The sequence below is a fragment of the Streptomyces sp. NPDC002386 genome, assembly GCF_053593175.1.
Genome location: NZ_JBSFBX010000008.1, coordinates 178,455 through 203,166 on the forward strand (window position 1 = coordinate 178,455; position 24,712 = coordinate 203,166).

At 72.2% G+C, this 24,712-nt stretch carries 21 protein-coding genes; 10 read left to right on the forward strand and 11 right to left on the reverse strand.

What is annotated here, in order from left to right; genetic code table 11:
• The first annotated feature begins 306 nt into the window (after window positions 1-306).
• Entirely contained in the window at window positions 307-1,254 is a 948-nt protein-coding gene (locus ACWCPN_RS18105; RefSeq protein WP_451207033.1) for a hypothetical protein, read from the forward strand.
• Window positions 1,255-1,275: 21 nt separating this feature from the next.
• Here ACWCPN_RS18105 and ACWCPN_RS18110 read toward each other — a convergent pair whose 3' ends face one another.
• Window positions 1,276-1,698: a QcrA and Rieske domain-containing protein gene (locus ACWCPN_RS18110; protein WP_451207036.1), complete on the reverse strand. Its 423-nt coding sequence runs from the start codon at window positions 1,696-1,698 to the stop codon at window positions 1,276-1,278.
• Between the two features lie 317 nt (window positions 1,699-2,015).
• On the opposite strand from ACWCPN_RS18110, the gene ACWCPN_RS18115 reads away from it, so the two are divergent.
• Both ACWCPN_RS18115 and ACWCPN_RS18120 read left to right on the forward strand, forming a co-directional pair.
• Window positions 2,016-3,140, forward strand: a complete 1,125-nt coding sequence (locus ACWCPN_RS18115) for a LacI family DNA-binding transcriptional regulator (RefSeq protein ID WP_451207039.1) — start codon at window positions 2,016-2,018, stop codon at window positions 3,138-3,140.
• Window positions 3,137-4,048 (forward strand): carbohydrate kinase family protein, encoded by a 912-nt coding sequence (locus ACWCPN_RS18120; RefSeq protein ID WP_451207042.1) that lies wholly within the window; start codon window positions 3,137-3,139, stop codon window positions 4,046-4,048. The genes ACWCPN_RS18115 and ACWCPN_RS18120 overlap by 4 nt, the downstream gene beginning before the upstream one ends.
• Window positions 4,049-4,155: 107 nt before the next feature.
• On the opposite strand, the gene uvrA is transcribed toward ACWCPN_RS18120, so the two are convergent.
• Entirely contained in the window at window positions 4,156-7,200 is a 3,045-nt protein-coding gene (gene uvrA, locus ACWCPN_RS18125; protein WP_451207045.1) for an excinuclease ABC subunit UvrA, read from the reverse strand.
• A 226-nt stretch (window positions 7,201-7,426) separates the two neighbouring features.
• Between uvrA and ACWCPN_RS18130 the strand changes: the two genes are divergently transcribed.
• Window positions 7,427-8,113, forward strand: coding sequence for a maleylpyruvate isomerase family mycothiol-dependent enzyme (locus tag ACWCPN_RS18130; RefSeq protein ID WP_451207048.1), 687 nt, complete (start codon window positions 7,427-7,429; stop codon window positions 8,111-8,113).
• A gap of 45 nt (window positions 8,114-8,158) precedes the next feature.
• Entirely contained in the window at window positions 8,159-8,815 is a 657-nt protein-coding gene (locus ACWCPN_RS18135; protein WP_392294949.1) for an MBL fold metallo-hydrolase, read from the forward strand.
• A 278-nt stretch (window positions 8,816-9,093) separates the two neighbouring features.
• Here the strand turns inward: ACWCPN_RS18135 and aroQ are convergent, their stop codons facing one another.
• Window positions 9,094-9,567, reverse strand: coding sequence for a type II 3-dehydroquinate dehydratase (gene aroQ, locus ACWCPN_RS18140; protein WP_451207050.1), 474 nt, complete (start codon window positions 9,565-9,567; stop codon window positions 9,094-9,096).
• A gap of 264 nt (window positions 9,568-9,831) precedes the next feature.
• Here aroQ and ACWCPN_RS18145 point away from each other — a divergent pair, with 264 nt between their 5' ends.
• Window positions 9,832-11,115 (forward strand): MFS transporter, encoded by a 1,284-nt coding sequence (locus ACWCPN_RS18145; protein ID WP_451207053.1) that lies wholly within the window; start codon window positions 9,832-9,834, stop codon window positions 11,113-11,115.
• Window positions 11,116-11,192: 77 nt separating this feature from the next.
• On the opposite strand, the gene ACWCPN_RS18150 is transcribed toward ACWCPN_RS18145, so the two are convergent.
• From ACWCPN_RS18150 to ACWCPN_RS18175, 6 genes are all read right to left on the reverse strand, one after another.
• Window positions 11,193-12,293: a calcium:proton antiporter gene (locus tag ACWCPN_RS18150; protein WP_451207056.1), complete on the reverse strand. Its 1,101-nt coding sequence runs from the start codon at window positions 12,291-12,293 to the stop codon at window positions 11,193-11,195.
• A gap of 138 nt (window positions 12,294-12,431) precedes the next feature.
• Window positions 12,432-13,430, reverse strand: coding sequence for a TerC family protein (locus ACWCPN_RS18155; RefSeq protein ID WP_451207058.1), 999 nt, complete (start codon window positions 13,428-13,430; stop codon window positions 12,432-12,434).
• 221 nt (window positions 13,431-13,651) lie between these two features.
• Entirely contained in the window at window positions 13,652-15,577 is a 1,926-nt protein-coding gene (locus ACWCPN_RS18160; protein ID WP_451207061.1) for a TerD family protein, read from the reverse strand.
• Between the two features lie 52 nt (window positions 15,578-15,629).
• On the reverse strand, window positions 15,630-16,208 hold the full coding sequence (locus ACWCPN_RS18165; protein WP_365126440.1) for a TerD family protein: 579 nt from the start codon (window positions 16,206-16,208) through the stop codon (window positions 15,630-15,632).
• A gap of 179 nt (window positions 16,209-16,387) precedes the next feature.
• Window positions 16,388-18,541: an excinuclease ABC subunit UvrB gene (uvrB, locus tag ACWCPN_RS18170; protein WP_451207064.1), complete on the reverse strand. Its 2,154-nt coding sequence runs from the start codon at window positions 18,539-18,541 to the stop codon at window positions 16,388-16,390.
• 40 nt (window positions 18,542-18,581) lie between these two features.
• Window positions 18,582-19,460: an MHYT domain-containing protein gene (locus ACWCPN_RS18175; RefSeq protein ID WP_392294955.1), complete on the reverse strand. Its 879-nt coding sequence runs from the start codon at window positions 19,458-19,460 to the stop codon at window positions 18,582-18,584.
• 281 nt (window positions 19,461-19,741) lie between these two features.
• Between ACWCPN_RS18175 and ACWCPN_RS18180 the strand changes: the two genes are divergently transcribed.
• Together ACWCPN_RS18180 and ACWCPN_RS18185 are read left to right on the forward strand one after the other, a co-directional pair.
• The gene (locus ACWCPN_RS18180; protein ID WP_451207067.1) at window positions 19,742-20,611 is read left to right on the forward strand and encodes a glycerophosphodiester phosphodiesterase; all 870 of its coding nucleotides are present in this window, start codon (window positions 19,742-19,744) and stop codon (window positions 20,609-20,611) included.
• Between the two features lie 38 nt (window positions 20,612-20,649).
• The gene (locus ACWCPN_RS18185) at window positions 20,650-21,204 is read left to right on the forward strand and encodes a methylated-DNA--[protein]-cysteine S-methyltransferase (protein WP_451207070.1); all 555 of its coding nucleotides are present in this window, start codon (window positions 20,650-20,652) and stop codon (window positions 21,202-21,204) included.
• A 14-nt stretch (window positions 21,205-21,218) separates the two neighbouring features.
• On the opposite strand, the gene ACWCPN_RS18190 is transcribed toward ACWCPN_RS18185, so the two are convergent.
• Window positions 21,219-21,647: a VOC family protein gene (locus tag ACWCPN_RS18190; RefSeq protein WP_451207073.1), complete on the reverse strand. Its 429-nt coding sequence runs from the start codon at window positions 21,645-21,647 to the stop codon at window positions 21,219-21,221.
• Window positions 21,648-21,747: 100 nt separating this feature from the next.
• On the opposite strand from ACWCPN_RS18190, the gene ACWCPN_RS18195 reads away from it, so the two are divergent.
• Window positions 21,748-22,656: a pseudouridine-5'-phosphate glycosidase gene (locus ACWCPN_RS18195; RefSeq protein ID WP_451207076.1), complete on the forward strand. Its 909-nt coding sequence runs from the start codon at window positions 21,748-21,750 to the stop codon at window positions 22,654-22,656.
• Window positions 22,653-23,591: a carbohydrate kinase family protein gene (locus tag ACWCPN_RS18200; protein WP_451207079.1), complete on the forward strand. Its 939-nt coding sequence runs from the start codon at window positions 22,653-22,655 to the stop codon at window positions 23,589-23,591. Before ACWCPN_RS18195 ends, ACWCPN_RS18200 begins: the two co-directional genes overlap by 4 nt.
• Window positions 23,592-23,901: 310 nt before the next feature.
• Here the strand turns inward: ACWCPN_RS18200 and ACWCPN_RS18205 are convergent, their stop codons facing one another.
• The gene (locus tag ACWCPN_RS18205; RefSeq protein WP_451207082.1) at window positions 23,902-24,696 is read right to left on the reverse strand and encodes a methyltransferase domain-containing protein; all 795 of its coding nucleotides are present in this window, start codon (window positions 24,694-24,696) and stop codon (window positions 23,902-23,904) included.
• Window positions 24,697-24,712: the final 16 nt, after the last annotated feature.

Sequence of the window (24,712 nt, forward strand, 5' to 3'; positions counted from 1 at the left end):
CCGACACCGCGTCGGGCCCGTGGAGGGCGCACCCGCGCCGGGCGTTCCGCGAAGGGAGGCGGGGTCGGCCGGAAATCGCGCGTGCGGGGGGCCGTGACCCGGACAGAGCGGACCGCGACCGGTCCGCGGTGTTGTCGGGGCATGGTCAACACGCTTCAATGCGTGGGAACTCGGGGCCGTGCCCGCCCGGGCACGGGCCCCGACGTGCGCGGAGACGGGCGCGCCCGGGTGCCCACGGGGGTGGACCCGCGCCCGCGCCAGCGGTCTGACCAGCCGTCGTGACACCTCACAGAAAGGCCTCTGCCCATGCGGCACGCCACAGAGCACGCGGACGTCCCCATCGCCGAACTGGACACGGCCCTGCGGGGCGGCCCCTTCCATGTGGCGCTGCGCGCGGCGATCGCCGCCCGCGGACTGCCGCTCCAGCGCGTGCAGCACCATCTCTCCCGCCACGGGGTCAGGGTCGGCATCACGAGTCTGAGCTACTGGCAGCAGGGGGCCCGGCGCCCTCAGCGCCCCGAGTCGCTGCGCGCCGTGCGGGCCCTGGAGGAGATCCTGCGGCTGCCGGACGAGTCGCTGATCCGGCTGCTCACCGAGCCCGGCGAGCCGGGCACCGGCGGACGCCGTCCGGCCCGCTCCTACCGCTCCCTGGCGGCGGCCTGTGACGCCGGGAACCGGCTGCGGGCCGAGCTGGACTGGCACCTGGACGGGGGGCTGCACACCCTGAGCCGGTACGAGCGCGTCCGGATCGGCGCCCGGCGCGAGCTGGCGGGACTGGAGTCCCACCACATCGTGCGGGCCCATCGCGACGGCGTCGACCGTTTCGTCGCCGTCCACCGCGGCGACCCCGGCTGCAGCCCGGGCGCGATGACGGTGCACGCCCTGGAGAACTGCCGCACCGGCCGGGTCCGCCGGGACCAGGACACCGGTGTGCTCGTGGCGGAGCTGCTGTTCGGCACCCGGCTGCGCTCCGGCGACACGTTCCTCTTCCGCTACGGCGTCGAGGACGGCACGGCGGGGGTCTCGGGCGAGTACGCCCACCGGTTCGGTTTCCCGGGCGGCCAGTACGCGCTCCAGGTGGGCTTCGACGCGACGGCGCTGCCGGCCCGCTGTCACCGCTTCACCCAGCCCACGCCGGCCGCCCCGCGCGGCGGCCGGCAGGAACTGCGGATCAGCGCGCCGCACCACGGCGTCCATGTGGTCGAGCCCCGGATCCGGCCGGGGATGGTGGGCATCGCCTGGGACTGGGAGTGATCCCGCCGGGGATGGACCCGCTCAGGCGCCGGGCCCGGCGATGATCCTCCCCTTCGAGGCGCGGACCGGGACTTCGCCGAGCGGCTCGGTGGCCGGGGCCTGCAGCACCTTGCCGGTCACCGCGTCGAACTCGCTGCCGTGGCAGGGGCAGACGAGGGTGGTGCCCTGGAGCTTGTTGATCACGCAGCCGGCATGCGTGCAGACCGTGCTGTAGGCCTTGAGCTCGCCGCCCGCGTCCCGGCTGACCACCATGTTCCGGTCCCGGTAGAGCTTCGCGCCGCCCTTGGCGACCTCGTTCTCGGCGCCGAGGTCGACCGGCGTGGTCGGGTTCGCGCCGGCCGAGCCGCCCGGGGCCGAGCAGGCGGCGAGTCCCAGCCCCGCGGCGGGGACCACGGCGGCTCCGCGGAGGACGGTACGGCGGCTCGCTGACGGTCGGGCGGGCATCGGGATCTCCACTGGTCAGGGGGCGTGCAGCCCGACGATACCCGGGGGCCGGCCGGGGGCCTGGGGGCGGGTCCGGGCGGCCGTGGACGGGACGGGGCCCCCGGGGCGGGGAGGGCGGCGGAGCGGAGGTTGGGTGCGTAAACGCTTGCGCAAGCGTTTACGCGAGCCGGGGGGATGAGATAGCTTCCCGGCCTGAGGATCCGGCCGACGGCCGCCACCCGCCCGTGGCTCCGGCGGTCCGCACGGCCCGGACGTGCCCGGAACGCCCGGACGGCTCGACCGGACGGCTCGACCGGACGGAGAAGGGAGACGACGCGATGCCCACCATGGCGGACGTGGCCCGCAGCGCCGGAGTCTCCGTGGCGACCGTCTCCCACGTCCTCAACGGCACCCGTCCGGTGCTGCCCCACACGCGGCAGGCGGTGCTGGACGCCGTCGACGCCCTCGGCTACACGCCCAACACCCTGGCCCGCTCCCTGGTGACGTCCCGCACCCGTTCCATCGGTCTCGCGGTGTCGGCGATCAGCAATCCCTACTTCACGGAGATCCTCCAGGGAGTCGAAGCGGCCGCTCTGGCGGCGGGCTACGGCCTCCTCGTCGCCGATCCGCACGACGACCCCGCCCACGAGCGCAAGGTCGTCCAGCTCCTCCACGAACGCCGGGTGGACGGCGTGATCGTCGCCCCGTCCGCCCGTCCGCGGGACCTCGTGGCCTACCTCGGCCGGCACGCCGTGCCGGCCGTGTTCCTCGACCGGGCACTCCCGGCCGGCGACCACGCGGCCGGCGGCCCCGCTCCCGGCCGGTCACCGTTCGATCAGGTGTGCGCCGAGAACACCGGCCCGATGGCGGACCTCGTCGGTCATCTCGCCGGACTGGGCCACCGCCGGATCGGCCTGGTCGCGGGCCTGCCCGGCCTCAGCACCACGGAGGAACGGGTCGCGGGGTACCGGCAGGCCCTCGCCGCCGCCGGACTGCCCTTCGAGGAGGGGCTCGTGGTGTCCGGGCACTCGGAGTCGGCCGGCGCCGAGCGGGCCACGGCCGCGCTGCTCTCCCTGCCCGCCCCGCCCACCGCGCTGGTCACGGCCAACAACGCCATGACCATCGGCGCCCTGCGCGCCCTGCGCGAACGGGAGCTGGCCGTGCCGGACGACATCGCCCTGTGCTGCTTCGACGACTTCGCCTGGGCCGACCTCTTCTCACCCCGGCTCACCGCCGTCGCCCAGCCGGGCAGGGAGATCGGCGCCCGGGCCGTCAGCGTGCTGCTGGAACGGCTGGCCACGCCGGGCCGGCCCACCAGGACCGTCCGGCTGCCCTGCGCCTTCGTCCACCGCACCTCCTGCGGGTGCCCGGAGAGGCGGGACGGGTCCGCGGGACGCCCGCCGGCCGGGACCGGCGGGACCACCGAACCGTCCGCGCCTTTGGAAAGGGGAACCGCCTCGTGATCGTCGTCGCCGGAGAGGCACTGATCGACCTGGTACCGCGCGGCCCGGGCGCCCTGGCCGACCTGAAGCCGGCGCTGGGCGGCGGCCCGTACAACACCGCGGTGGCCCTCGGCCGCCTCGGCTCCCCGACCGCCTTCTGCTCCCGCACCTCGGACGACGCCTTCGGCGAGGCCCTGCTCGACGGGCTGCGGCGGGCCGGGGTGGAGGTGTCGGACGTCCAGCGCGGCCCCGAGCCGACCACCCTGGCCGTCGCCACCGTCGACGCCGGCGGCTCGGCCGCCTACTCCTTCTACGTGGACGGCACCGCCGACCGCCTCTTCACCGCCCCCGCCGCGCTTCCCGCCGGCACGCGCGCGGTGTCCTTCGGCACCTGCTCGCTCGTCCTGGAGCCCGGGGCGAGCGCCTACGAGAAGCTGATGCGCGAGGCGGCCGCCCAGGACCTGTTCACCGCCCTCGACCCCAACATCCGCACCGGGCTGATCCCGGACGGGGACGCCTACCGGGCGCGGTTCCGCGAGTGGCTGCCCTCGGTGACGCTGCTGAAGCTGTCCGCCGAGGACGCCGAGTGGCTCGGCGGCACCCCGCGGGAGTGGCTGGCCGCGGGGCCTTCGGCCGTGGTGGTCACCCGCGGCGGCGAGGGCCTCACCGTGCACACCCGGGACGGCGCGGAGTACACCGTTCCGGGCGAGAAGGTCGAGGTCGTGGACACCATCGGCGCCGGAGACACCGTGAACGCGGCCCTGCTGCACGGACTGGCCGCCCAGGACGCGCTGTCGCCACGGGCGCTCGCGACGCTGGGGCCGGACGGCTGGCGGCGGCTGCTCCGGTTCGCGGCGCGCGCGGCGGCGATCACCTGCTCCCGGGCAGGGGCGGAGCCGCCGTTCGCGGCCGAGCTGGCTGAGCTCTAGGGGGCGTCTCCCCGATACACAGGCGGCCCTACACAGGCGGCGCCCTGCGGGAGGATCCCGCGGGGCGCCGCCTGCCTGCCGGCGCGTCAGGAGCGCCGTCGGTCACCTCAGGCCTTGCGGGCCCGGGTCGTCTTCTTCGCCGGTGCGGCCTTCTTCGCCGCTGCCGTCTTCTTCGTGGCGTCGGCGGCCTTCGCGGTGGCGGTGTTGTTGGCCTTGGCCGTCACCGTCTTCTTGGCCGTCGACCGGGCGGCGGCGGCCCGCTTGGCCGCCGTGCCGCGCGGTGCCTTCACCGGTTCGGCGTCGCTGACGCGGTCGGCGCCGAGGACCTCGCGCAGGAACTTGCCGGTGTGGCTGGCCGGAACCCCGGCGACCTCCTCGGGCGTGCCCTCGGCGACCACGAGACCGCCGCCGGCGCCGCCCTCGGGGCCCATGTCGACGAGCCAGTCGGCGGTCTTGATCACGTCGAGGTTGTGCTCGATGACGATGACCGTGTTGCCCTTGTCGACCAGGCCGGAGAGGACCTTCAGCAGCTTGCTGATGTCCTCGAAGTGCAGACCGGTGGTCGGCTCGTCCAGGACGTAGACCGTGCGGCCGGTGGAGCGCTTCTGCAGCTCGCTGGCGAGCTTCACGCGCTGCGCCTCACCGCCGGACAGGGTGGTCGCGGACTGGCCGAGCCGGACGTAGCCGAGGCCGACGTCCTTCAGCGTGCGCAGGTGCCGGGAGATGGACGGGACGGCCTCGAAGAAGTCGGTCGCCTCCTCGATCGGCATGTTCAGCACTTCGGCGATGGACTTGCCCTTGTAGTGGACCTCCAGGGTCTCCCGGTTGTACCGGGCGCCGTGGCAGACCTCGCACGGGACGTAGACGTCCGGGAGGAAGTTCATCTCGATCTTGATCGTGCCGTCGCCCGCGCAGTTCTCGCAGCGGCCGCCCTTGACGTTGAAGGAGAAGCGGCCGGGCAGGTAGCCGCGGACCTTCGCCTCGGTGGTCTCGGCGAACAGCTTGCGGATGTGGTCGAAGACACCGGTGTAGGTCGCCGGGTTGGACCGCGGGGTGCGGCCGATGGGCGACTGGTCGACGTGCACGACCTTGTCGACGAGGTCGTCGCCGTCCACGCGCGTGTGCCGTCCGGGGACGTTGCGCGCGCCGTTCAGCTCGCGCGCCAGGTGCGTGTACAGGATGTCGTTGACCAGCGTCGACTTGCCGGAGCCGGACACGCCGGTCACCGCCGTGAACACGCCGAGCGGGAAGGAGACGTCGATGTCCTGCAGGTTGTTCTCCCGCGCGCCGTGCACGGTCAGCTGCCGGGACGGGTCGCGAGGGCGCCGGACGTCGGGCAGCGGGATCGACTTGCGGCCGGAGAGGTACTGACCGGTCTGGGACTCGGCGTTGGCGAGCAGTTCCTTCAGGGAGCCGCTGTGCACGACCTTGCCGCCGTGCTCGCCGGCGCCGGGGCCGATGTCCACGATCCAGTCGGCGACCTTGATGGTGTCCTCGTCGTGCTCGACGACGATGAGCGTGTTGCCCATGTCGCGCAGCCGGACCAGGGTCTCGATCAGCCGGTGGTTGTCCCGCTGGTGCAGACCGATGGACGGCTCGTCCAGCACGTACAGGACGCCGACGAGGCCGGAGCCGATCTGGGTGGCGAGGCGGATGCGCTGGGCCTCGCCGCCGGAGAGGGTGCCGGCCGCGCGGTTGAGCGAGAGGTAGTCCAGGCCGACGTCGACCAGGAACCGCAGCCGCTCGTTGACCTCCTTCAGGACCCGCTCGGCGATCTTCTTGTCGCGGGCGTTCAGCTTCAGCTTGCCCAGGAAGTCGGCGCAGTCGCTGATCGACATCGCGGAGACCTCGGCGATGGACTTCTCCATGACCGTCACGGCCAGGACGATCGGCTTCAGGCGCGTGCCCTCGCAGGAGGGGCAGGGCACCTCGCGCATGTAGCCCTCGAAGCGCTCGCGGCTGGCGTCGCTCTCGGCCTCGCCGTGCCGGCGCTTGACGAAGGGCACCGCGCCCTCGAAGGGGGTCGTGTACACGCGCTCGCGGCCGTACCGGTTGCGGTAGCGGACCTCGATCTGGGTCTTGTGGCCGTACAGCAGGGCCTTCCTCGCCCGCTGGGGCAGGCCCGCGAAGGGGATGTCGGTGCGGAAGCCGAGGGCGTCCGCGAGGGCGCCGATCAGCCGGCCGAAGTAGTCCTTGGTGTGACCGTGCGACCAGGGGTGGATGGCACCCTCGTCGAGGGACTTGTCCTCGTCCGGGACGATCAGCTCGGGGTCGACCTCCATGCGCGTGCCGATGCCGGTGCACTCGGGGCAGGCGCCGAAGGGCGAGTTGAAGGAGAAGGAACGCGGCTCCAGCTCCTCGAAGGACAGGTCGTCGTACGGGCAGTACAGGTGCTCCGAGTACATGCGCTCGCGCTCGGGGTCGTCCTCGGGGAGGTCGACGAAGTCGAGCACGACCATGCCGCCGGACAGGCCGAGCGCGGTCTCCACGGAGTCGGTGAGCCGGCGCTTGGCGGAGTCCTTGACCGTGAGGCGGTCGATGACCACCTCGATGGTGTGCTTCTCCTGCTTCTTCAGCGTGGGCGGCTCGGAGAGCTGGACGGTCTGCCCGTCGACGCGCGCGCGGGAGTAGCCCTTGGTCTGCAGGTCCGAGAAGAGGTCGACGAACTCGCCCTTGCGCTCGCGCACCAGCGGCGACAGCACCTGGAAGCGGCTGCCCTCCGGCAGCTCCAGGACCTTGTCGACGATGGCCTGCGGCGACTGGCGCGAGATGGGGCGGCCGCACTCGGGACAGTGCGGCTTGCCGATGCGCGCGAAAAGCAGGCGCAGGTAGTCGTAGACCTCGGTGATGGTGCCGACCGTCGAGCGCGGGTTGCGCGAGGTCGACTTCTGGTCGATGGAGACGGCCGGGGACAGACCTTCGATGAAGTCCACGTCCGGCTTGTCCATCTGGCCGAGGAACTGCCGGGCGTACGAGGAGAGCGACTCCACGTAGCGCCGCTGCCCCTCGGCGAAGATCGTGTCGAAGGCCAGCGAGGACTTGCCCGACCCCGACAGGCCCGTGAAGACGATGAGCGAGTCGCGCGGGAGGTCGAGCGAGACATTCTTCAGGTTGTGCTCGCGCGCTCCACGGACGATGAGACGGTCGGCCACGCCGGTCCGCACCTTTCTTGAGAGAAGTGACAGGGGCCGGGGCCCCCGTGCTTCTTCGAGACTAGGGGGAGCCACTGACAGCGCCGGTCGGATTCCGGGATGCATAACAATCCCAGGCCCTTCCGCATGCCCCGGCGCCACCTTCGACGATATAGCACGTGCTTTCGATTTACGGGCGAGCTTCACCACCTTCACCCGAAGGGGTGGCCCGGCTAGGGTCAGGCCCATGATTGATCACGCTCATGACCTGGCATGTGTGCAGGACGCGACCGAACGGCTCCTCACCGCTGTCGGGAAACTGGACAACGCGGCGCTGGCCGAGCCGTCACGCCTGCCCGGCTGGACCCGCGGACACGTTCTCGCCCACCTCGCCCGTAACGCGGACGCCCTCGTGAACGTCCTCGAGGGCCGGCCCATGTACGAGAGCGCCGAGGCACGGGACGCCGACATCGAACGGGACGCCCCGCGCCCGCTGGAGGCCCAGCTCGCCGACGTCCGCGAGAGCGCCGCCGGATTCCGGCGGGCCGGGGACGTGCCGGCGGACTGGACGCGCACGGTGGAGCTGCGCAACGGCGTCACCGACTCCGCGGCCCGTCTGCCGTTCCGCCGGTGGGCCGAGGTCGACCTGCACCACGTGGACCTCGGGATCGGCTACGAGCTGGAGGACCTCCCGGCGGAGTTCACGGAACGCGAGACCGGCTTCCTGGCGGAGCGCTTCGCCGGACACCCCGACGTCCCGGCGACGCACCTCACCGACGGCACGCGCGCGTGGCGCACCGGCCGTGAGGCGCCCGTGGCCGAGGTCACGGTGAGCGGCGCGCCGGCGGACGTGCTCGGCTGGCTCGCCGGGCGCCGCGAGGGGACGGCGCTGGAGGTGACGGGCGGCGCGCTGCCGAAGCTCCCCCCGCTGTAGCGCGACACGGTTCTCAGGACGCCGGCCCGCTATAGGCTGATCACCATGACGTACAGCGGAGAGGTCAGGGTCGGCGGGCCCGCGGACGTGCACGAGCTGAAAGACCTGATGATCACCAAGATCGCGGTCGGCCCGATGGACAACAACGCCTATCTGCTGCGCTGCCGGGCCACCGACGAGCAGCTGCTGATCGACGCCGCCAACGACGCCGGGGCACTGCTGGGCTCGATCGGTGACGACGGCATCGCGTCCGTCGTCACCACCCACCGGCACGGCGACCACTGGCAGGCGCTCGCCGAGGTCGTCGCCGCCACGGGCGCGCGTACCTACGCCGGCCGGGAGGACGCGCCCGGCATCCCGGTGGCCACCGACGTCCTCGTCGACGACGGCGACGTCATCCGGGTCGGGCACGTGGAACTCACCGCCCGCCACCTCGTCGGGCACACCCCGGGCTCCATCGCCCTGGTCTACGACGACCCGCACGGCCATCCGCACGTGTTCACCGGCGACTGCCTCTTTCCGGGCGGTGTGGGCAACACCCACAAGGACCCCGAGGCGTTCGCCAGCCTGATCCACGACGTCGAGACGAAGATCTTCGACGCGCTGCCGGACGAGACGTGGGTCTACCCCGGACACGGCAACGACACCACGCTGGGCACGGAACGGCCGCACCTGCCGGAGTGGCACGCGCGCGGGTGGTAGCCGGGCGGGCGGGACGCGCGCCGGGCGCACGCCCTTGACACGCCCATGGGGCGCCCGCCGTGGCGCGCGCCCCGTGTGAAGTCTTCACACGCGTCGGGTGCCCGTGCGCGCTCCCCGGGCCTCCTGACACGCGGTCAACTGGTAGCAGCCCCGCACAGGACGACGGCTCCTGAGCGGAATGGGCCGCCGGTCTCCAACCCCGCCCTCGACCGGCGGCCCGGGCTGCAGCAGGTTCGGTGCCGTCGACGCCCCGCGTCCCGGCGGTCGCCCGTGGCCCGCTACGCGTCGGCCCGAGCCGCCCCCGCCAGCGCGGCGACCCGCTCCACGCCGAAGACATAGCCCTGCACGCCGCAGCCCGCGATCACGCCGTCCGCGCGCAACGAGACGTAGCTGTGGTGCCGGAACGACTCACGCTGGTGGATGTTGGAGATGTGCACCTCCAGCACCGGCATGCCGTCACAGGTGTTGAGCGCGTCCAGGATCGCCACCGAGGTGTGGGAGTAGGCGCCGGGGTTGATGACGATGCCGCAGTGGTTCAGCCGCGCCTCGTGGATCCAGTCGACCAGTTCGCCCTCGTGGTTGGACTGCCGGAAGTCCACCGTGCCGCCGTGCGCGGCCGCGGCCCTGGCACACATCGCCTCCACGTCGGCGAGCGTGTCCTTGCCGTAGATCTCGGGCTGACGCTGGCCGAGGAGGTTCAGGTTGGGCCCGTTGAGGATCATGATCGGGGCGTTGGCCAGGGTGCGGGGCACGGTTCCTCCGGTCCGTTCGGGGGCGGTGCGTTCTCGACCGCTTCTCGGACCCGGTCTATCACGGCGCGAAGGACGTCCGGGGAGCGGGCGAGGCGCCGGCACGGGGCGGGCGAGCACCGGGTGAAGGGCGGGCGGGAAGCGGCGTACGCCGGTCGGTCCGGCTCGCGCCGCGGTCATCGATCGCCCCGTGCGCCCCCGTAACCCAAGATCGCCAGGGGTGGTTGACGCGGCATGCAGCCCGTACGCCCCGTGAGGGCGCCTTCCATGCCGCGGCTGGCGGCCGCCTCGCTCGCCGGGACCGCGATCGAGTTCTACGACTTCTTCGTCTACGGGACCGCGGCGGCCCTGGTGCTGGGGCCGCTCTTCTTCCCGGCGTTCTCGCCGGTGGCCGGGACGCTCGCGGCGTTCGGGACGTTCGGGGTGGGCTTCGTGGCCCGGCCGCTCGGCTCGGTGCTGTTCGGGCATCTCGGCGACCGGCGCGGACGGCGGCCGGTGCTGGTCGCCTCGCTGCTGCTGACCGGCGCCTCGACGGTCGCGGTGGGCTGCGTGCCGACGTACGGGACGATCGGGGCGGCCGCCCCCGCGCTGCTGCTTCTGCTGCGCTTCCTGCAGGGGCTGGGGCTGGGCGGTGAGTGGGGCGGGGCGGTGCTGCTGACCGCCGAGCACGCGCCGGCGGGACGGCGTGCCCTGTGGTCGAGTTTTCCCCAAGTGGGGCCCGCGGTGGGCTTCGTGCTCGCCAACGGGGTGGTGCTCGCGCTGTCGGCCGCCCTGCCCGACGACGAATTCGCCCAGTGGGGCTGGCGGGTGCCGTTCTGGGCGGCCGGGGCACTGGCCCTGGCCGGTCTGTGGCTGCGCGCCTCGCTCGCCGAGAGTCCCCGGTTCCTGGAGATCGACGACCCCGCGCGTGTGCCGCTCGTGGAGGTCGTGCGGCACCACGGGCGGCTGGTGCTGCTGACGGCCGGGGCGCTGGCCGTCGGGTACGCGGTGTTCTACGCGGTGACGACATGGTCACTGGCGTACGCCACCGGGCGGCTCGGGGTGAGCCGAACCGTCATGCTGACCTGTGTCATGGCCGCGGTGGTCGTGAAGGGAGCGCTGACGCCCCTCATGGCGCTGCTCGGTGACCGCTACGGCCGGCGCCCGCTGTGCCTGGCCGGCTGCGCGGGCTGCGCGCTGTGGATGCTGCCGATGGTCGCGCTGCTCGCGACCGGTCGACCGCTGCTGATGTTCCTCGGCATCCTGGGCGCGCTGATCGCCTTCATCACCATGTTCGCGGTGATCGCCGCGTATCTGCCGGAGCTGTACGAGGCACGGGTGCGCTGCACGGGCGCCGCGGTCGGCTACAACCTCGGCGGCGTCCTGGGCGGCGCCCTCACCCCGATCGTGGCGACGGCGCTGGCGGAGCGCGGCGGGCGCGTCCCGTGGGGTGTGGGGGCCTACCTGACCGTGATCGCCCTGGTGAGCCTGGTCTGCTTCGCCCTGCTGCCGGAGACACGGCCGGACCCCGTGCCCGCCCCGGCACCGGAACCGGCACCGGCCACGGGCTGACCGGGCTCGGGGCCGCCGGTTCGGGCCGGCACCGTCCGGAGCGGGACCCGTAGGAGCAGAACGTGCCGGAGCGGGATCTAGGGGTTGAGCGCCAGTTCCAGGTAGGCCGCGAACAGCACCAGGTGCACACCGCCCTGCAGGGGTGTGGCCCGGCCCGGCACCACCGTCAGGGAGCTGACCACCACGGTCAGCGCGAGCAGCAGCATGTGGGTGGCGCTGAGGCCGAGGACGAGCGGACCGGACAGCCAGACGGAGGCCAGCGCGACGGCGGGGATCGTCAGGCCGATGCTGGCCATCGCCGAGCCGAGCGCGAGATTGAGGCTGGTCTGCACCCGGTCCCGGCGGGCCGCGCGCACCGCCGCGATGGTCTCGGGCAGCAGGACGAGCAGGGCGATGATCACGCCGACCACGGCCTGGTGCAGGCCGGCCGCCTCCACCCCGGACTCGATGGTCGGGGACACGCCCTTGGCCAGTCCGACCACACCGATCAGGGCGAGGCCGAGCAGGGCGAGGCTGATCCACGCCGCGCGGGCCGACGGGGGTCCGGCGTGGTCGTCACCCGTGATCACATCGCCCTGCCGGCTGATCGGCAGGAAGTAGTCCCGGTGCCGCACGGTCTGGGTGGTCACGAACAGTCCGTACAGGATCAGTGAGGACAGCGCGGCGAAGGTGAGCTGGACGGTGGAGAACTCGGGGCCGGGCTTGCTGGTGGTGAAGGTCGGCAGCACCAGGCTGAGCGTGGCGAGGGTCGCCACGGTGGCCAGGGCGGCGCCGGTGCCCTCGGGGTTGAACACCGCGGTGCCGTGCCGCAGGGAGGCCACCAGGAGACTGAGTCCGACGATGCCGTTGCAGGTGATCATCACGGCGGCGAAGACGGTGTCCCGGGCCAGGGTGGCGCTCTTGTCGCCGCCGTCGACCATGAGGGTGACGATCAGGGCCACCTCGATGATCGTGACGGCGATGGCCAGCACCAGGGAGCCGAAGGGCTCTCCCACCCGGTGCGCGATCACCTCCGCGTGGTGCACGGCGGCGAGGACGGATCCGGCGAGAACCAGGGTGACCAGCACGACGAGCGGCCCGGGGAGGCTGCGGCCCCAGGTGAGGCCGAGCAGGACGACCGCGAGTACCGGCACGAGGAACGTCCACTGGGTGGTGAGCGGTCTGAGCCGAGCGATCATGCTGCGATCGTGGCAGAACCGTACAGGATTCGCATTCCGTTCTTTTCGGATCCCTTGTCATCCTTCCTGCGCGGGGCCCCGGTCGGGGTGCGACCGGGGCCCCGCGGGTTCGGTGCTGGTTGCCGCCCGCCGGTCCCGTCAGGCGTCGACGCTGCGCTTGGCCGTCTCGTCGCTCCCGGTCCCCGCCTCGCCCGCCGCCTGCTTCCGGGAGGCGATCAGGCTGGTGACGGTGGTGACGGCCAGGACCGCGCAGATGACGCCGAGCGACACCGGGATGCTGATCTCTGGAACGTGGACCCCCGACTCGTGCAAGGCGTGCAGCACCAGCTTGACGCCGATGAAGCCCAGGATGATCGACAGGCCGTACGACAGGTGGACCAGCTTCCTCAGCAGGCCGCCTATGAGGAAGTACAGCTGACGCAGTCCCATCAGGGCGAAGGCGTTGGCGGTGAAGACGATGTACGGGTCCTGGGTCAGGCCGAAGATCGCGGGAATGGAGTCCAGCGCGAACAGCACGTCCGTGGTGCCGATGGCCAGCATCACGACCAGCATCGGGGTCATGACCCGCTTGCCGTTCTCCTGGATCCACAGCTTGGTGCCGTGGTAGCGGTCCGCCACTCCGAACCTGCGCTCGGCGGCCTTCAGCAGCTTGTTCTCCTCGTACTCCTCTTCCTCCTCGTCGGCCCGCGCGTCCTGGACGAGCTTCCAGGCGGTCCAGATCAGGAAGGCGCCGAAGAGGTAGAACACCCAGGAGAAGCTGGCGATGATCGCGGCGCCGGCGGCTATGAACACCGCGCGCAGCACCAGGGCTATGAGGACGCCGACGAGCAGCACCCGCTGCTGGTACTGCGAGGGCACCGCGAACTTCGCCATGATCAGGACGAAGACGAAGAGGTTGTCGACGCTCAGCGATTTCTCGGTGACGAAGCCGGCGAAGAATTCGCCGGCCGGCCCGCCGCCGGCGTACAGGAGGAGGCCGAGGCCGAAGAGCCCGGCGAGGGCGATCCAGACGGCGGTCCAGATGCCCGCCTCCTTGATCGACACGTCATGGGGCTTGCGCCCGATGAAGAAGTCGACGGCGATGAGGACGGCGAGGCCCACGATGGTGAGGACCCACAGGGTCGGGGAGACTTCCACTGCACCTCCGGCACAGGTCATGGCAAACACATCTGCGTTGTCATTGCCGGAGGTCTCTTCCACCCGCGTGGGCCGACGCCCCGGGATCCGTAACGGTCCGTACTGACGGGTGCGCCGCAGTCAGGGAGTACTCCCCTCCGCACGGAAAACAGTACCCCAATCACCAAGGAAAGGTAAAGTGATTGGTAAAGGAAACTCCAAAGCTGCAGCTCAGAAGCACTTTACTTACGCTTGGTGCGGGCTGCCGTCACCTCGGTGAGCACCTGCTGGAGGATCCCGCTGCCGGTCGGCACGAGCGAGGGCTCGTACGTCCAGGCGTGGCCCACCCAGGGGTCGGCGAGATGGTCGTCGGGGACGGGGGTGAGTCGCATGAGCGAACGCCACAGCGGGTCGAGCAACGGTCCGTAGGCCGCCGCGTCCTCGCGGTCCGCGACCACCAGCAGGTGGACGCCGACGGTCGGCCCCTCGTCGGCGAGGTAGCGCAGCTGGGTCACCGCCCGGTCGTCGAAGCCGTGCGGGAAGTCGTTGACGAGCAGCAGTTGCTGGGCGGCGTCGAAGTCGGGCGGCAGTGACTCGGCCGCCCCGCCGCGCAGTGCCATCTGCACCAGGTCGACCCGCCGGGTGAGCCGGCCCAGGGTGTCCGCCACACCCGCCGCACCCGTGAGGGGCGGCACCGTGACGGCCCCCGTCCGGGTCAGCGGCAGCAGCGCCTGGGCTCCTGTACCGGCCGGGTCGAGGATCTGGACGTCGAACTCCCCCACCGGGTGGACGGCGAGCAGCCTGACGGCGAGCGCCACCGCGGCGTCCATGGCCAGTCGGCGTGTCTCCGCGGAGTCCAGGAAGACGTCGTCGGGCCCCGGCGCGGGAGCGCTGTCGATCCACAGGCCGCGCTCCAGCGGGAGCCGGACCAGCAGCGGTACGGAAAGCGGGGCGCTCTCCGGCAGGTGGAGGTCGCCGAGCCGCAGCGCCATCGGCGGTTCGGCCGGCACCCGGTAGCCGTGCCAGACCGGGTTGTCCCAGCGGGCACAGGCCACCGGGAGCGCGGGTTCGACCACCTCGGACTCGGCGGCGAGCTGCGCGACGTCGCGGTCGAGCGCGGCCCGGGCCTGGTCGACCAGCTGGGTGTGCCGGGCCTGGGCGGCCTCACGGGCGGCGTCGCCCGCCGCGCCGAGCCGGGCGCGGGGGTCGGCGAGTACCTGGTCGAGTTCCTTCTCCAGGCGCGACTCGGCGAAGTCGACGGCGCTGCGGTACGCGGCCGTGGTGCGGGCCAGGTCCTCGAACATGCCCCAGACCTGGTTGTACAGCCGTTCCTCCATCGACCAGCCCACCGCGTCGCCCGCGACGGGGCGTGGCGGCTGCCCGTCGGAGGCGGCGGGGGCGGCGGAGGCATCTCCCGGGTGTGGATGCGCGGCCGGCGGTCGGGCGGCCGCTGGGGCCGCGCCGGGACGGCGGCCGGGATGGGTGTAGTCGATCGGGCCGCCCGGCGTCCGCCCGTCGGCCGGGCCGTGGCCGGCGGCCTCCCCGGCAGGCCGTGGCTCCGGGGAGCCGGGGACGGACTCGGCATCCGGGGGCGGCGGTGCGGGTACCGCCCGCGCCAGGCTTTGGGCCACCGCCGCGTGGACGTCCGCGGCGAGTGCGGCGGCCGAGGGCAGGCCCTGGTCGGCGAGCAGGGCGGCGAGGCCGCCGGCGTAGCCCTGGCCCACCGCGCGCACCTTCCAGGCGCCCTGCCGCCGGTACAGCTCCAGGGCGACCACGGCCGACTCGGCGTCCAGGCCCGTCAGGACGAAGCGGGCGATCTCCGCGCCGTCGAGACCGGTGACCGCCGCCCTGGGAGCGGTCAGCGAGCCGAACCGGAGCGGGCCTCCCGGCCGCTCCGGCAGTGCGAGCAGCACGGTGACGCGGTGAACCGCCTCCGGCAGCGCGGCCAGGTCGACGGCCAGGCGGTGGTCGGCGGCGGCCTGCGGGGACACCTCGATCCCGGGCAGCGTGGGGGCGCCGGGATGGGCCACCCACTCGGCGCCGTGCACGGTGCCCTGCTCGTCGCCGAGCGTGGCACCCGCCAGGACCGGCGATCCGGCCGAGATCCGGATCTCCAGCCGGACCTGGGACAGCGGGTGGTTCTGCCCCCGCACCAGCTCGGCCGTCATCGCCGTCGCCCCCCTGTGTCGTATGTCGTGCGCGCCGCGTGCGGCGGTGTTTCTACAGGTGCGGCTGGATCGACGGCATCAGGTCCTGGAAGGTGCGGCCCCTGGCCGGCTCACCCAGCGCGGTCATCGACCAGCCCGAGCCCGACCGGTGCACCTTCGCCATGATCTGGGCGGTGTACTCGCCGCCGCCCGCCAGCGTGTAGCGGGCGAGTTCCTGGCCGGTGGTCTCGTCGACGAGGCGGCAGAACGCGTTCTGCACCTCCTGGAAGGTCTGGCCCGTGAAGGAGTTCACGGTGAAGACGATCTGGTCGACGTGGACCGGAACACGCTGCAGGTCGACGAGGATCGCCTCGTCGTCGCCGCCCTGGCCCGCACCGCCGACGAGGTTGTCACCGGTGTGCCGCACGGAGCCGTCGTCGCTCACCAGATGCCGGAAGAAGACGACGTCGACCGGCTGCTTGTCCGCGAACAGCACCGCGGACGCGTCGAGGTCGATCTCCCGTGTGCGCGAGCCGAAGAGGCCGCGGCGGGGAGCCGCCTGCCAGCCGAGACCCATACGGACCGCGCTCAGGCTGGCCCCGTCGTTCTTCTCCAGGCTGATGGCCTGACCCTTGGACAAGTTGACGGTCACGGCTGATTCCCCTCTCGGTGTTCCCCAGTTGCCGCGCACTGCGCGGTTGCCAGAACCCTACGCAGCGGCACTGACAGTGCCGAACCCCGGTCCGCGCTTTGTGTCGGTGTTGCAACACTTGGCGCATATGCCGAGGTCCGGCACCACTGGAGCCTCAACGGGCGGTCGCGGAAGGGTTCCTAGGCGATACCCGCCTCACGCATCTGCCGCAGCTCCTTCTTCATCTCGGACACCTCGTCGCGCAGCCGGGCGGCGATCTCGAACTGGAGCTCGGCGGCCGCGGCGCGCATGCGTTCCGTCATCTCCTCGATCTGCTCGGCGAGTTCGGCCGCCGGACGGTCCGTGGGCACGGCCGCCGCCTTGCCCTTGGCGGACTTCGCGGCCTTGCCCGCCTTCGCGCCCTTGGCCGCCTTGTCGCCGAGCGCGGGTACGGGAGCCTTGGCACCCTTGCCGTCCTTCAGCTTGCGGTAGCCGGAGCCGAGCAGCTGCTCGGTGTCGATCTCCTCGCGGGCGATCTGGGCGACGATGTCGTTGATCTTCTTGCGCAGCGGCTGCGGGTCGATGCCGTTGGCCTTGTTGTAGGCGACCTGCTTCTCCCGGCGCCGGTTGGTCTCGTCGATGGCCTTCTCCATCGCCGGGGTGATCTTGTCCGCGTACATGTGGACCTGGCCGGAGACGTTGCGCGCCGCGCGGCCGATGGTCTGGATCAGCGAGGTACCGGAGCGCAGGAAGCCCTCCTTGTCCGCGTCGAGGATGGCCACCAGGGACACCTCGGGCAGGTCGAGGCCCTCGCGCAGCAGGTTGATGCCGACCAGGACGTCGAACTCGCCGGAGCGCAGTTCGCGCAGCAGCTCGACGCGGCGCAGCGTGTCGACGTCGCTGTGCAGGTAGCGCACCTGGATGCCGAGCTCCAGGAAGTAGTCGGTGAGGTCCTCGGCCATCTTCTTGGTGAGCGTGGTGACCAGGACGCGTTCGTCCTTCTCGGTGCGCTTGCGGATCTCGTGCACCAGGTCGTCGATCTGCCCCTCGGTGGGCTTGACCACGACCTCCGGGTCGACCAGGCCCGTCGGGCGGATGATCTGCTCCACGACCCCGTCCCCGCGGGACAGCTCGTAGGCGCCCGGGGTCGCCGACAGATAGACGGTCTGCCCGATGCGCTGCTGGAACTCCTCCCACTTCAAGGGCCGGTTGTCCAGGGCGGAGGGCAGCCGGAAGCCGTGGTCGACCAGGGTGCGCTTGCGGGAGGCGTCGCCCTCGTACATGGCGCCGATCTGGGGGACCGTCACGTGCGACTCGTCGATGACGAGCAGGAAGTCGTCCGGGAAGTAGTCCAGCAGGGTGTTGGGCGGCGAGCCGGGCAGGCGGCCGTCGAAGTGCATCGAGTAGTTCTCCACACCGGAGCAGGTGCCGATCTGGCGGAGCATCTCGATGTCGTACGTGGTGCGCATGCGCAGGCGCTGCGCCTCCAGGAGCTTGCCCTGCTTCTCCAGCTCGGCCAGGCGCTCCCCCAGCTCCTTCTCGATGTCGTTGACGGCCCGCTCCATGCGTTCGGGACCGGCGACGTAGTGGGAGGCGGGGAAGACGTACAGCTGCTGGTCGTCGCTGATGATCTCGCCGGTGAGCGGGTGGAGCGTGGACAGCGCCTCGATCTCGTCACCGAACATCTCGATGCGGACGGCCAGCTCTTCGTAGACCGGGAAGATCTCGATGGTGTCGCCGCGGACCCGGAAGGTGCCCCGGGTGAAGGCCATGTCGTTGCGGGTGTACTGGATGTCGACGAAGCGCCGCAGCAGATCGTCGCGGTCGATCTCGTCGCCGACTCTGAGGGGGACCATCCGGTCCACGTACTCCTGCGGGGTGCCGAGGCCGTAGATGCAGGACACCGAGGCGACCACGACGACGTCGCGGCGGGTGAGCAGCGAGTTCGTCGCCGAGTGGCGCAGCCGCTCCACCTCCTCGTTGATCGAGGAGTCCTTCTCGATGTAGGTGTCGGACTGCGGGACGTAGGCCTCGGGCTGGTAGTAGTCGTAGTACGAGACGAAGTACTCGACGGCGTTGTTGGGCAGGAGCTCGCGGAACTCATTGGCCAGCTGAGCGGCCAGCGTCTTGTTCGGCGCCATCACGAGGGTGGGACGCTGGAGCTTCTCGATCATCCACGCGGTGGTGGCGGACTTGCCGGTGCCGGTCGCGCCGAGCAGGACGACGTCCTTCTCACCGGCCTCGATGCGCCTGGCCAGGTCGGCGATGGCCGCCGGCTGGTCACCGCTGGGCTGGTAGGGGCTGACGACCTCGATGGGCGCCACCGTGCGTTCGATGTGGGAAACGGGCCGCATGTCATCAACCGTACGACCCCCCACTGACAACGGGCCCCGGTCAGCGGTTCTGCGGGGCCCGGGAGACGTGCTGCCGCGGGTGGCCGGCCGGCCGGCGGCCGGGGTGGAGCCGTGAGGTACCGGCCAGGTGGGAGGCGACGGCGGCGGCCGGGACGCCCGGCTTGTCCTCGACCGGGGCCTGGGCCGGCCCGCCCATGACCATCAGCGGGTCGAACATCATGACGGCACCGGCGAGCAGCAGGAAGGCGAGCGGGCCGATCAGCATCGGTACCAGCACGGAGGCCGGCGGGCCGCCCGCGGCGCCCGCCGAGGCGCTGTGCAGGTGGACGTCCAGGGCCGCCATGCCGGTGTAGTGCATGCCGGTGACGGCGAGCCCCATCACCAGGCTCGCCCCCACGCTCCACAGCAGGCCCCGGACGCGTCCGGCGGCCCACAGGGCGGCCGTGGCGGCGACCACGGCGATGACCACGGAGGCTGCCACGGTGGCCGTGCTGTAGGCGAACCGTCCGTCGAAGCGCATGCCCGCCATGCCGAGGTAGTGCATCGAGGCGACGCCCAGACCGGTGATCGTGCCGCCGGTGAACAGGGCGGTGCCGGTGGCCCCCCGGTAGCCGACGATGAACAGCCCGACGCCGACCATCACGATGGCGAGGCCGAGACTCGCGTAGGTGATGGGCTGGTCGTAGTGGATGGGCGCTCCCTCGATACGGAAGCCCATCATCGCGACGAAGTGCATGGTCCAGATGCCGGAGCCGATCGCGGCCGAGCCGAGGGCCAGCCAGGCCGGGCGCCGGGAGTGCGTGACCAGCAGGGCGCGGGTGGTGCAGCGCAGACCGAGGGCGCCACCGAGGCAGGCCATGGCATAGGCCACCAGCGGGGTGACGACCCCGTAGCTGAATTCGTCGACCGTGCCCTGCATGTGCGACAGCCCTTCCGCCCTGTTGCGTCCCGGAATATCCGAACTGCGCCCCCGTCCCAGAACCGCGCGGGCGGCCAGGGTTGACGCAGAGAGTATGACCCGCACCGGAATGGTCGAACGATTTTCCGGCAAAGAAACACGCCCTTGCCCCAGATGTGCGGCACCGGTGAGCGGAGTTGGCCACCCCCGTTCACGGTGTGCCCGTCTCGCGCCCGCGTGCCGTTGACTCTCTGCTGTCACTCTGGTGCTGTCGGTATTCGTTCGACGGGAGGAGTCCGCTCATGCACGCGCGCACAGTCGCCGCCACGGCCACCGCGATCCTGGGGGCGGCGGTGCTGCTGACCCCCACGTCCGACGCCCGGGCGGGCGAGGTCCGCGGGCCCGTGGTGGTCGCCCACCGCGGCGCCTCGGCCTACGCCCCGGAGAACACCCTGGCGTCCATCGACAAGGCGGCCGGCCTCGGCTTCTCCTGGGTCGAGAACGACGTCCAGCGCACCAAGGACGGCCGGCTGGTGGTGATCCACGACGACAGCCTGCGGCGCACCACGAACGTGGAGGACGTCTTCCCCGGCCGGGCGCCCTGGAAGGTGAAGGACTTCACCGCCGCCGAGATCGCCCGGCTGGACGCGGGCAGCTGGTTCTCCCCGGCGTACGCGGGCACACGCGTGCCGACCCTGAAGCAGTACCTGCGCCGGGTGGAGCACAACCACGAGAAGCTACTCCTGGAGATCAAGAACCCGGAGCTGTACCCGGGGATCGAGGGGCAGACCCTGAAGCTGCTCGGCAACGAGGGCTGGCTGGACCGGGCGCACCTCGGCCGGCTCATCGTGCAGAGTTTCAGCGCGGACAGCGTGCGCGCCGTGCACGAGCTGAAGCCGGCGCTCACCACCGCCTACCTCGGCAGGCCGTCCCTCACCCAGCTTCAGCGGTACGCGGGCTTCACCGATCTGATCAATCCCTCGTACGGGTCGATCTCCAAGAGCTACGTGGCAGCGCTGCGCACCTTCGACGGGCCGCACGGCAGGCCGCTCGGGGTGTGCGCCTGGACGGTGGACGACGCCGCCACCGCCCGGAAGGTCGCGCGCTACGGCGTCGACGGCATCATCACCAACAAGCCGGACGTGGTCCGGGCGGCCCTGAACGCGGGCTGAGCGGGGACCGTGTCAGTGCCGGGTCGTACGGTGACCGCATGGACAGTCATGGGCAGGACGGGCAGCGGGTCGTGTGGGCCGTAGTGGACACCACCATCGGTCCGCTGATGCTGGCGGCGACCCGCGAGGGGCTGGTCAACGTCGTCTTCCACGCCACGGACGGGGTGCGCGAGCGGGCCCTGGAGCGGCTGGCCGCGCGGATGGGCGCCGAGCCGGTGGAGGACCCGCGGTCGCCGCTGCTGGGCGAGGCGATACGGCAGCTCGAGGCATACATGGCCGGTACGCGGCACGACTTCGACCTGCCCCTGGACTGGTCGCTGATCTCCGGCTTCAACCGGCAGGTCCTGCGCGAACTGGCCTCCTCCGTGCCGTACGGCACGGTGGTCGGCTACGGGGATCTGGCCGGGCGGGTGGGGCAGCCCGGCGGGGCGCAGGCGGTGGGGGCGGCGATGGGTGCCAATCCGCTGCCGCTCGTCGTGCCGTGCCACCGGGTGGTGGAGAGTGACGGCGGCATCGGCGGCTTCGGGGGCGGGCTGGAGACCAAGCGGAAGCTGCTCGCGCTGGAGGGTGTGCTGCCCGAGCCCCTGTTCTGACGGGGCCGGGCGGGCTATCCGTAGTGCCGGACCTCGATGACATTGCCGTCGGGGTCCCGGAAGTAGAAGCTGCGGGTGGCCTCTCCGCGGGCACCGAAGGAGCCGTACCCGACGTCGGTCAGGGGAACGGCCCGCTCGTCCAGGCGGGCGCGCAGGGCGTCGAATCCGGCGGACGGCAAGGACAGGCAGAGGTGGTTCACGGGGTGGCCGGCGCTGTCGGCGGCGCCGGGGAGCATGTCCATGCGCTCCGCGAGGGACCGCGGCGCGAGGTCGAGGATCGTCTCCTCGTTGACGCGGACGGAGGGGAACGACACCTTGCCTTCGGTGTACTCGGCGAGCCTCAGGGGTTCGAGGCCGACGGCGTTCTCGTAGAAGGCGGCGGCCGCTACGGGGTCGGCGACCCACAGGACGACGTGGTCGAGACGCGTGGTGTGGTCGGTCATGCGGCCCAGGCTGGTGGTGTCCCCCACAGACCGCAAGCGTTTATCCGGGTCCGGCGCCCGCCAGGGATGAGAAGGGACCGACGGACTAGGAGGCGGGCACGTGGTGCTGGTGGTGTCGGAAGAAGTCCGGGACGCGCTCGACGCCCGGCGGCCGGTGGTGGCCCTGGAGTCCACGATCATCGCGCACGGGCTGCCGCGGCCCCGCAATCTGGCCGTGGCGCTGGAGCTGGAGGACGTGGTGCGGCAGGCGGGCGCCGTGCCGGCGACCGTCGCCGTCCTGGACGGGCGGCCCCATGTCGGTCTGGACAAGGGGCAGCTGGAGCGGGTCGCCAACGAGGACGGCATCCGCAAGCTGGGCCATCGCGACCTGCCCCTGGCCGTGGCCGCGGGGGCGAGCGGGGCGACGACGGTGTCGGCGACGGCGCAGCTCGCCGCGCTGGCGGGCGTCCGCGTGTTCGCCACGGGCGGGCTCGGTGGTGTGCACCGGCAGTGGACGGTGACGCAGGACGAGTCGGCCGACCTGGGTCTGCTGGCCCGGACCCGGATCACCGTGGTGTGCGCGGGCGTGAAGTCGATCCTGGACGTCCCGGCGACCCTGCAGCGGCTGGAGACGCTCGGCGTGGCCGTCGCCGGGTACCGCACCGACCGGTTCCCCGGCTTCTACCTGTCCGACTCCGGGCATCCCGTCGACTGGACGCTGGAAGGCCCGGAGGAGGTCGCGCGGGTCATGCGGGCGCAGGACTCGCTCGACGCGCCGGACTCCGCGCTGATCGTCGCGAATCCCGTCCCCCCGGACGAGCAGCTCGATCCGCGGCTGCACACGCGCGTGCTCGCCGACGCGCTGCGCGCCTGTGCCGAGGAGGGGGTGTCCGGGCAGGGGGTGACACCGTTCCTGCTGGACTACCTGGTCCGGCACACGGACGGGGCCTCACTGAGCGCCAACCTGGCTGCGGTGCGCGGCAATGTGCGGCTGGCGGCACGGATCGCCACGGCGTGGGCCAGGGGGTGAGCTCCGCAGGGGGCGGAGCGCTGCTGGTCGTCGGGGACGTCGTCACCGATGTCGTCGCCCGGCACCGGGGGCCGCTCGCGGCCGGCACCGACACGGCCGCCGTGATCGGGACCCTGCCCGGTGGCGCGGGCGCCAACGTGGCCTGCTGGGCGGTGCACGCGGGCTGTGCGGACGTGCGGCTGCTGGGCCGGGTGGGCGCGGATGCGGCGCGGTGGCACGAACGGGAGCTGGTGGTGGCCGGAGTACGGCCCCGGCTGGTGATCGACGGGGAGGCGGCGACCGGCACGGTGATCTGCCTCGTCGACGCCGGCGCCTCGGCCGAGCGCACGTTCCTCACGGACAGCGGGGCGTCGCTGCGGCTGGAACCCGCCGACTGGTCCGACACCCTGCTCGAAGGGGTAGCCCGGCTGCACCTGTCGGGTTATCTGCTGTTCTCGGAGCGGAGCCGGGCGCTCGCCCGGGTGGCCCTGGCCGCGGCACTCGAGCGTGGCGTGCCGGTCAGTCTGGATCCGGCGTCGGCGGGCTTCCTCGTGCGTCTGGGAGTGGACCGCTTCCTGGCCTTCGCGGAGGGGGTCGATGTGCTGCTGCCCAGCCGCGACGAGGCGTGTCTGCTGACGGGCCTGTCCGAACCGGGTGACGCGGCCGCCGAGTTGAGCCGGCTGGTACCGCTGGTGGTCGCCAAGTCGGGTGTGGACGGGGCGCTGGTGGCGCGTTCCGGAAACGTGGTGGCCCGGGTGCCGGCCGTGACGGCCGATCCGGTGGACACGACGGGCGCGGGCGACGCCTTCACCGGCGCGTTCCTGGCCGCCCTGCTGGCGGGCGCCGCTCCCGAGGAGGCGGCGGCGAGGGGCTGCGGGGCGGGCGCGCTGGCGGTGCGGCAGGTGGGCGGCAGACCACCGCAGCGGGAGACCGGAGGGCCGCCCGTATCCACCTGACCAGGGCCTCCCGCTCTATGGCCCGACCAGGGACTCTCGTTCCTATCGCCCGACCAGGGCCTCTCGTTCGGATCGCACGCGTGCAGGGCACGCGGCGCCGTGCCTCGCCGGTGTCGACGCCGGTTGCCGCGGACCACAGGACGGCCTGGGGGGCGTCTCCCCGATCTTCGTGGATCAGGCCGCGGCGTCCGGTGCGGTGCCTCGGCGTGCGGTCGAGTCGCCCTCGTACCGGGCGTACGTGGGCGGTTCGGCCGTGCGGCGAGGTGCCGTGCCGGGCGTCGCGGACCCACGAAGACCGGGGAGACGCCCCCTAGCCCTTGCGCCCCCAAGCGGAGATCATCGGGGCGGTGGTCAGGTCCATGCCGCCGGTCCGCACGTTGGCCAGGTGACGGTCGATCTCCTCCTCGGTGGCGAGGCCCGCGGCCACCAGGCGGCCGCGGATCTGACGGACCGTGGCGGACTCCAGGGCGGTGCAGGCCGGTGACGTCATGGGGAAGTAGGCGTCGGCCTCGACCTCGTGCAGTCCGGCCTCGCGGAGCAGGCGCGGAAGCCTGCGGCCGTACGAGAGATCGGCGCCGCGCTCGGCGAGGAGGCTGCGGAAGCCGTTCCGCAGGCGGTTGGCGAGCCGCTGGTCGGGGCCGTGCTCGTCGGGGCAGAGCAGTGGCTGGAGGGCCGGGTCGGCGTCCTCGATCAGCAGCCGTCCCCCCGGCCGCAGCGCGGCGATCATGGACCGCAAGGCCCTCTCCCGGTCGGGGACATGGACGAGCACCAGGCGGGCGTGCACCAGGTCGAAGCCCTCACCGGGCGGCTCCTGCGTACCCACGTCGTGGACGCGCACCTCCACCGGCGGCCGGGCCGCGGCGGCGAGCCGGGAGGTGTCGATGTCGGTGGCGACGACCTCGCCGGTGCGGCCGACCCGCTCGGCGAGCCACGCCACCACGGAGGTACCCCCGGCACCGGCCTCCCAGCACCGCCAGCCCGGCCCGACGCCGAGGGCATCGAGGTGCCGGAACGTCGTCGGGTCGAAGAGGGAGGCGAAGGCACGGAAGCGCTCTTCCGCTTCGTCCTGCTGGTTGTCCAGGAGATATCCGTCGGATGAGGTCATGCCGCGAGCATCGCAC

Excerpts from the sequence above, each read along its gene's own strand:
- ACWCPN_RS18175 (WP_392294955.1), bottom strand. The coding sequence starts at position 19,460 with ATGCAGGGCACGGTCGACGAATTCAGCTACGGGGTCGTCACCCCGCTG.
- ACWCPN_RS18160 (WP_451207061.1), bottom strand. The coding sequence starts at position 15,577 with ATGACGGCCGAGCTGGTGCGGGGGCAGAACCACCCGCTGTCCCAGGTC.
- ACWCPN_RS18130 (WP_451207048.1), top strand. The coding sequence starts at position 7,427 with ATGATTGATCACGCTCATGACCTGGCATGTGTGCAGGACGCGACCGAA.
- uvrB (WP_451207064.1), bottom strand. The coding sequence starts at position 18,541 with ATGCGGCCCGTTTCCCACATCGAACGCACGGTGGCGCCCATCGAGGTC.
- ACWCPN_RS18180 (WP_451207067.1), top strand. The coding sequence starts at position 19,742 with ATGCACGCGCGCACAGTCGCCGCCACGGCCACCGCGATCCTGGGGGCG.
- ACWCPN_RS18185 (WP_451207070.1), top strand. The coding sequence starts at position 20,650 with ATGGACAGTCATGGGCAGGACGGGCAGCGGGTCGTGTGGGCCGTAGTG.
- ACWCPN_RS18110 (WP_451207036.1), bottom strand. The coding sequence starts at position 1,698 with ATGCCCGCCCGACCGTCAGCGAGCCGCCGTACCGTCCTCCGCGGAGCC.
- ACWCPN_RS18205 (WP_451207082.1), bottom strand. The coding sequence starts at position 24,696 with ATGACCTCATCCGACGGATATCTCCTGGACAACCAGCAGGACGAAGCG.
- ACWCPN_RS18115 (WP_451207039.1), top strand. The coding sequence starts at position 2,016 with ATGCCCACCATGGCGGACGTGGCCCGCAGCGCCGGAGTCTCCGTGGCG.
- ACWCPN_RS18145 (WP_451207053.1), top strand. The coding sequence starts at position 9,832 with ATGCCGCGGCTGGCGGCCGCCTCGCTCGCCGGGACCGCGATCGAGTTC.
- ACWCPN_RS18105 (WP_451207033.1), top strand. The coding sequence starts at position 307 with ATGCGGCACGCCACAGAGCACGCGGACGTCCCCATCGCCGAACTGGAC.
- ACWCPN_RS18135 (WP_392294949.1), top strand. The coding sequence starts at position 8,159 with ATGACGTACAGCGGAGAGGTCAGGGTCGGCGGGCCCGCGGACGTGCAC.
- ACWCPN_RS18150 (WP_451207056.1), bottom strand. The coding sequence starts at position 12,293 with ATGATCGCTCGGCTCAGACCGCTCACCACCCAGTGGACGTTCCTCGTG.
- ACWCPN_RS18190 (WP_451207073.1), bottom strand. The coding sequence starts at position 21,647 with ATGACCGACCACACCACGCGTCTCGACCACGTCGTCCTGTGGGTCGCC.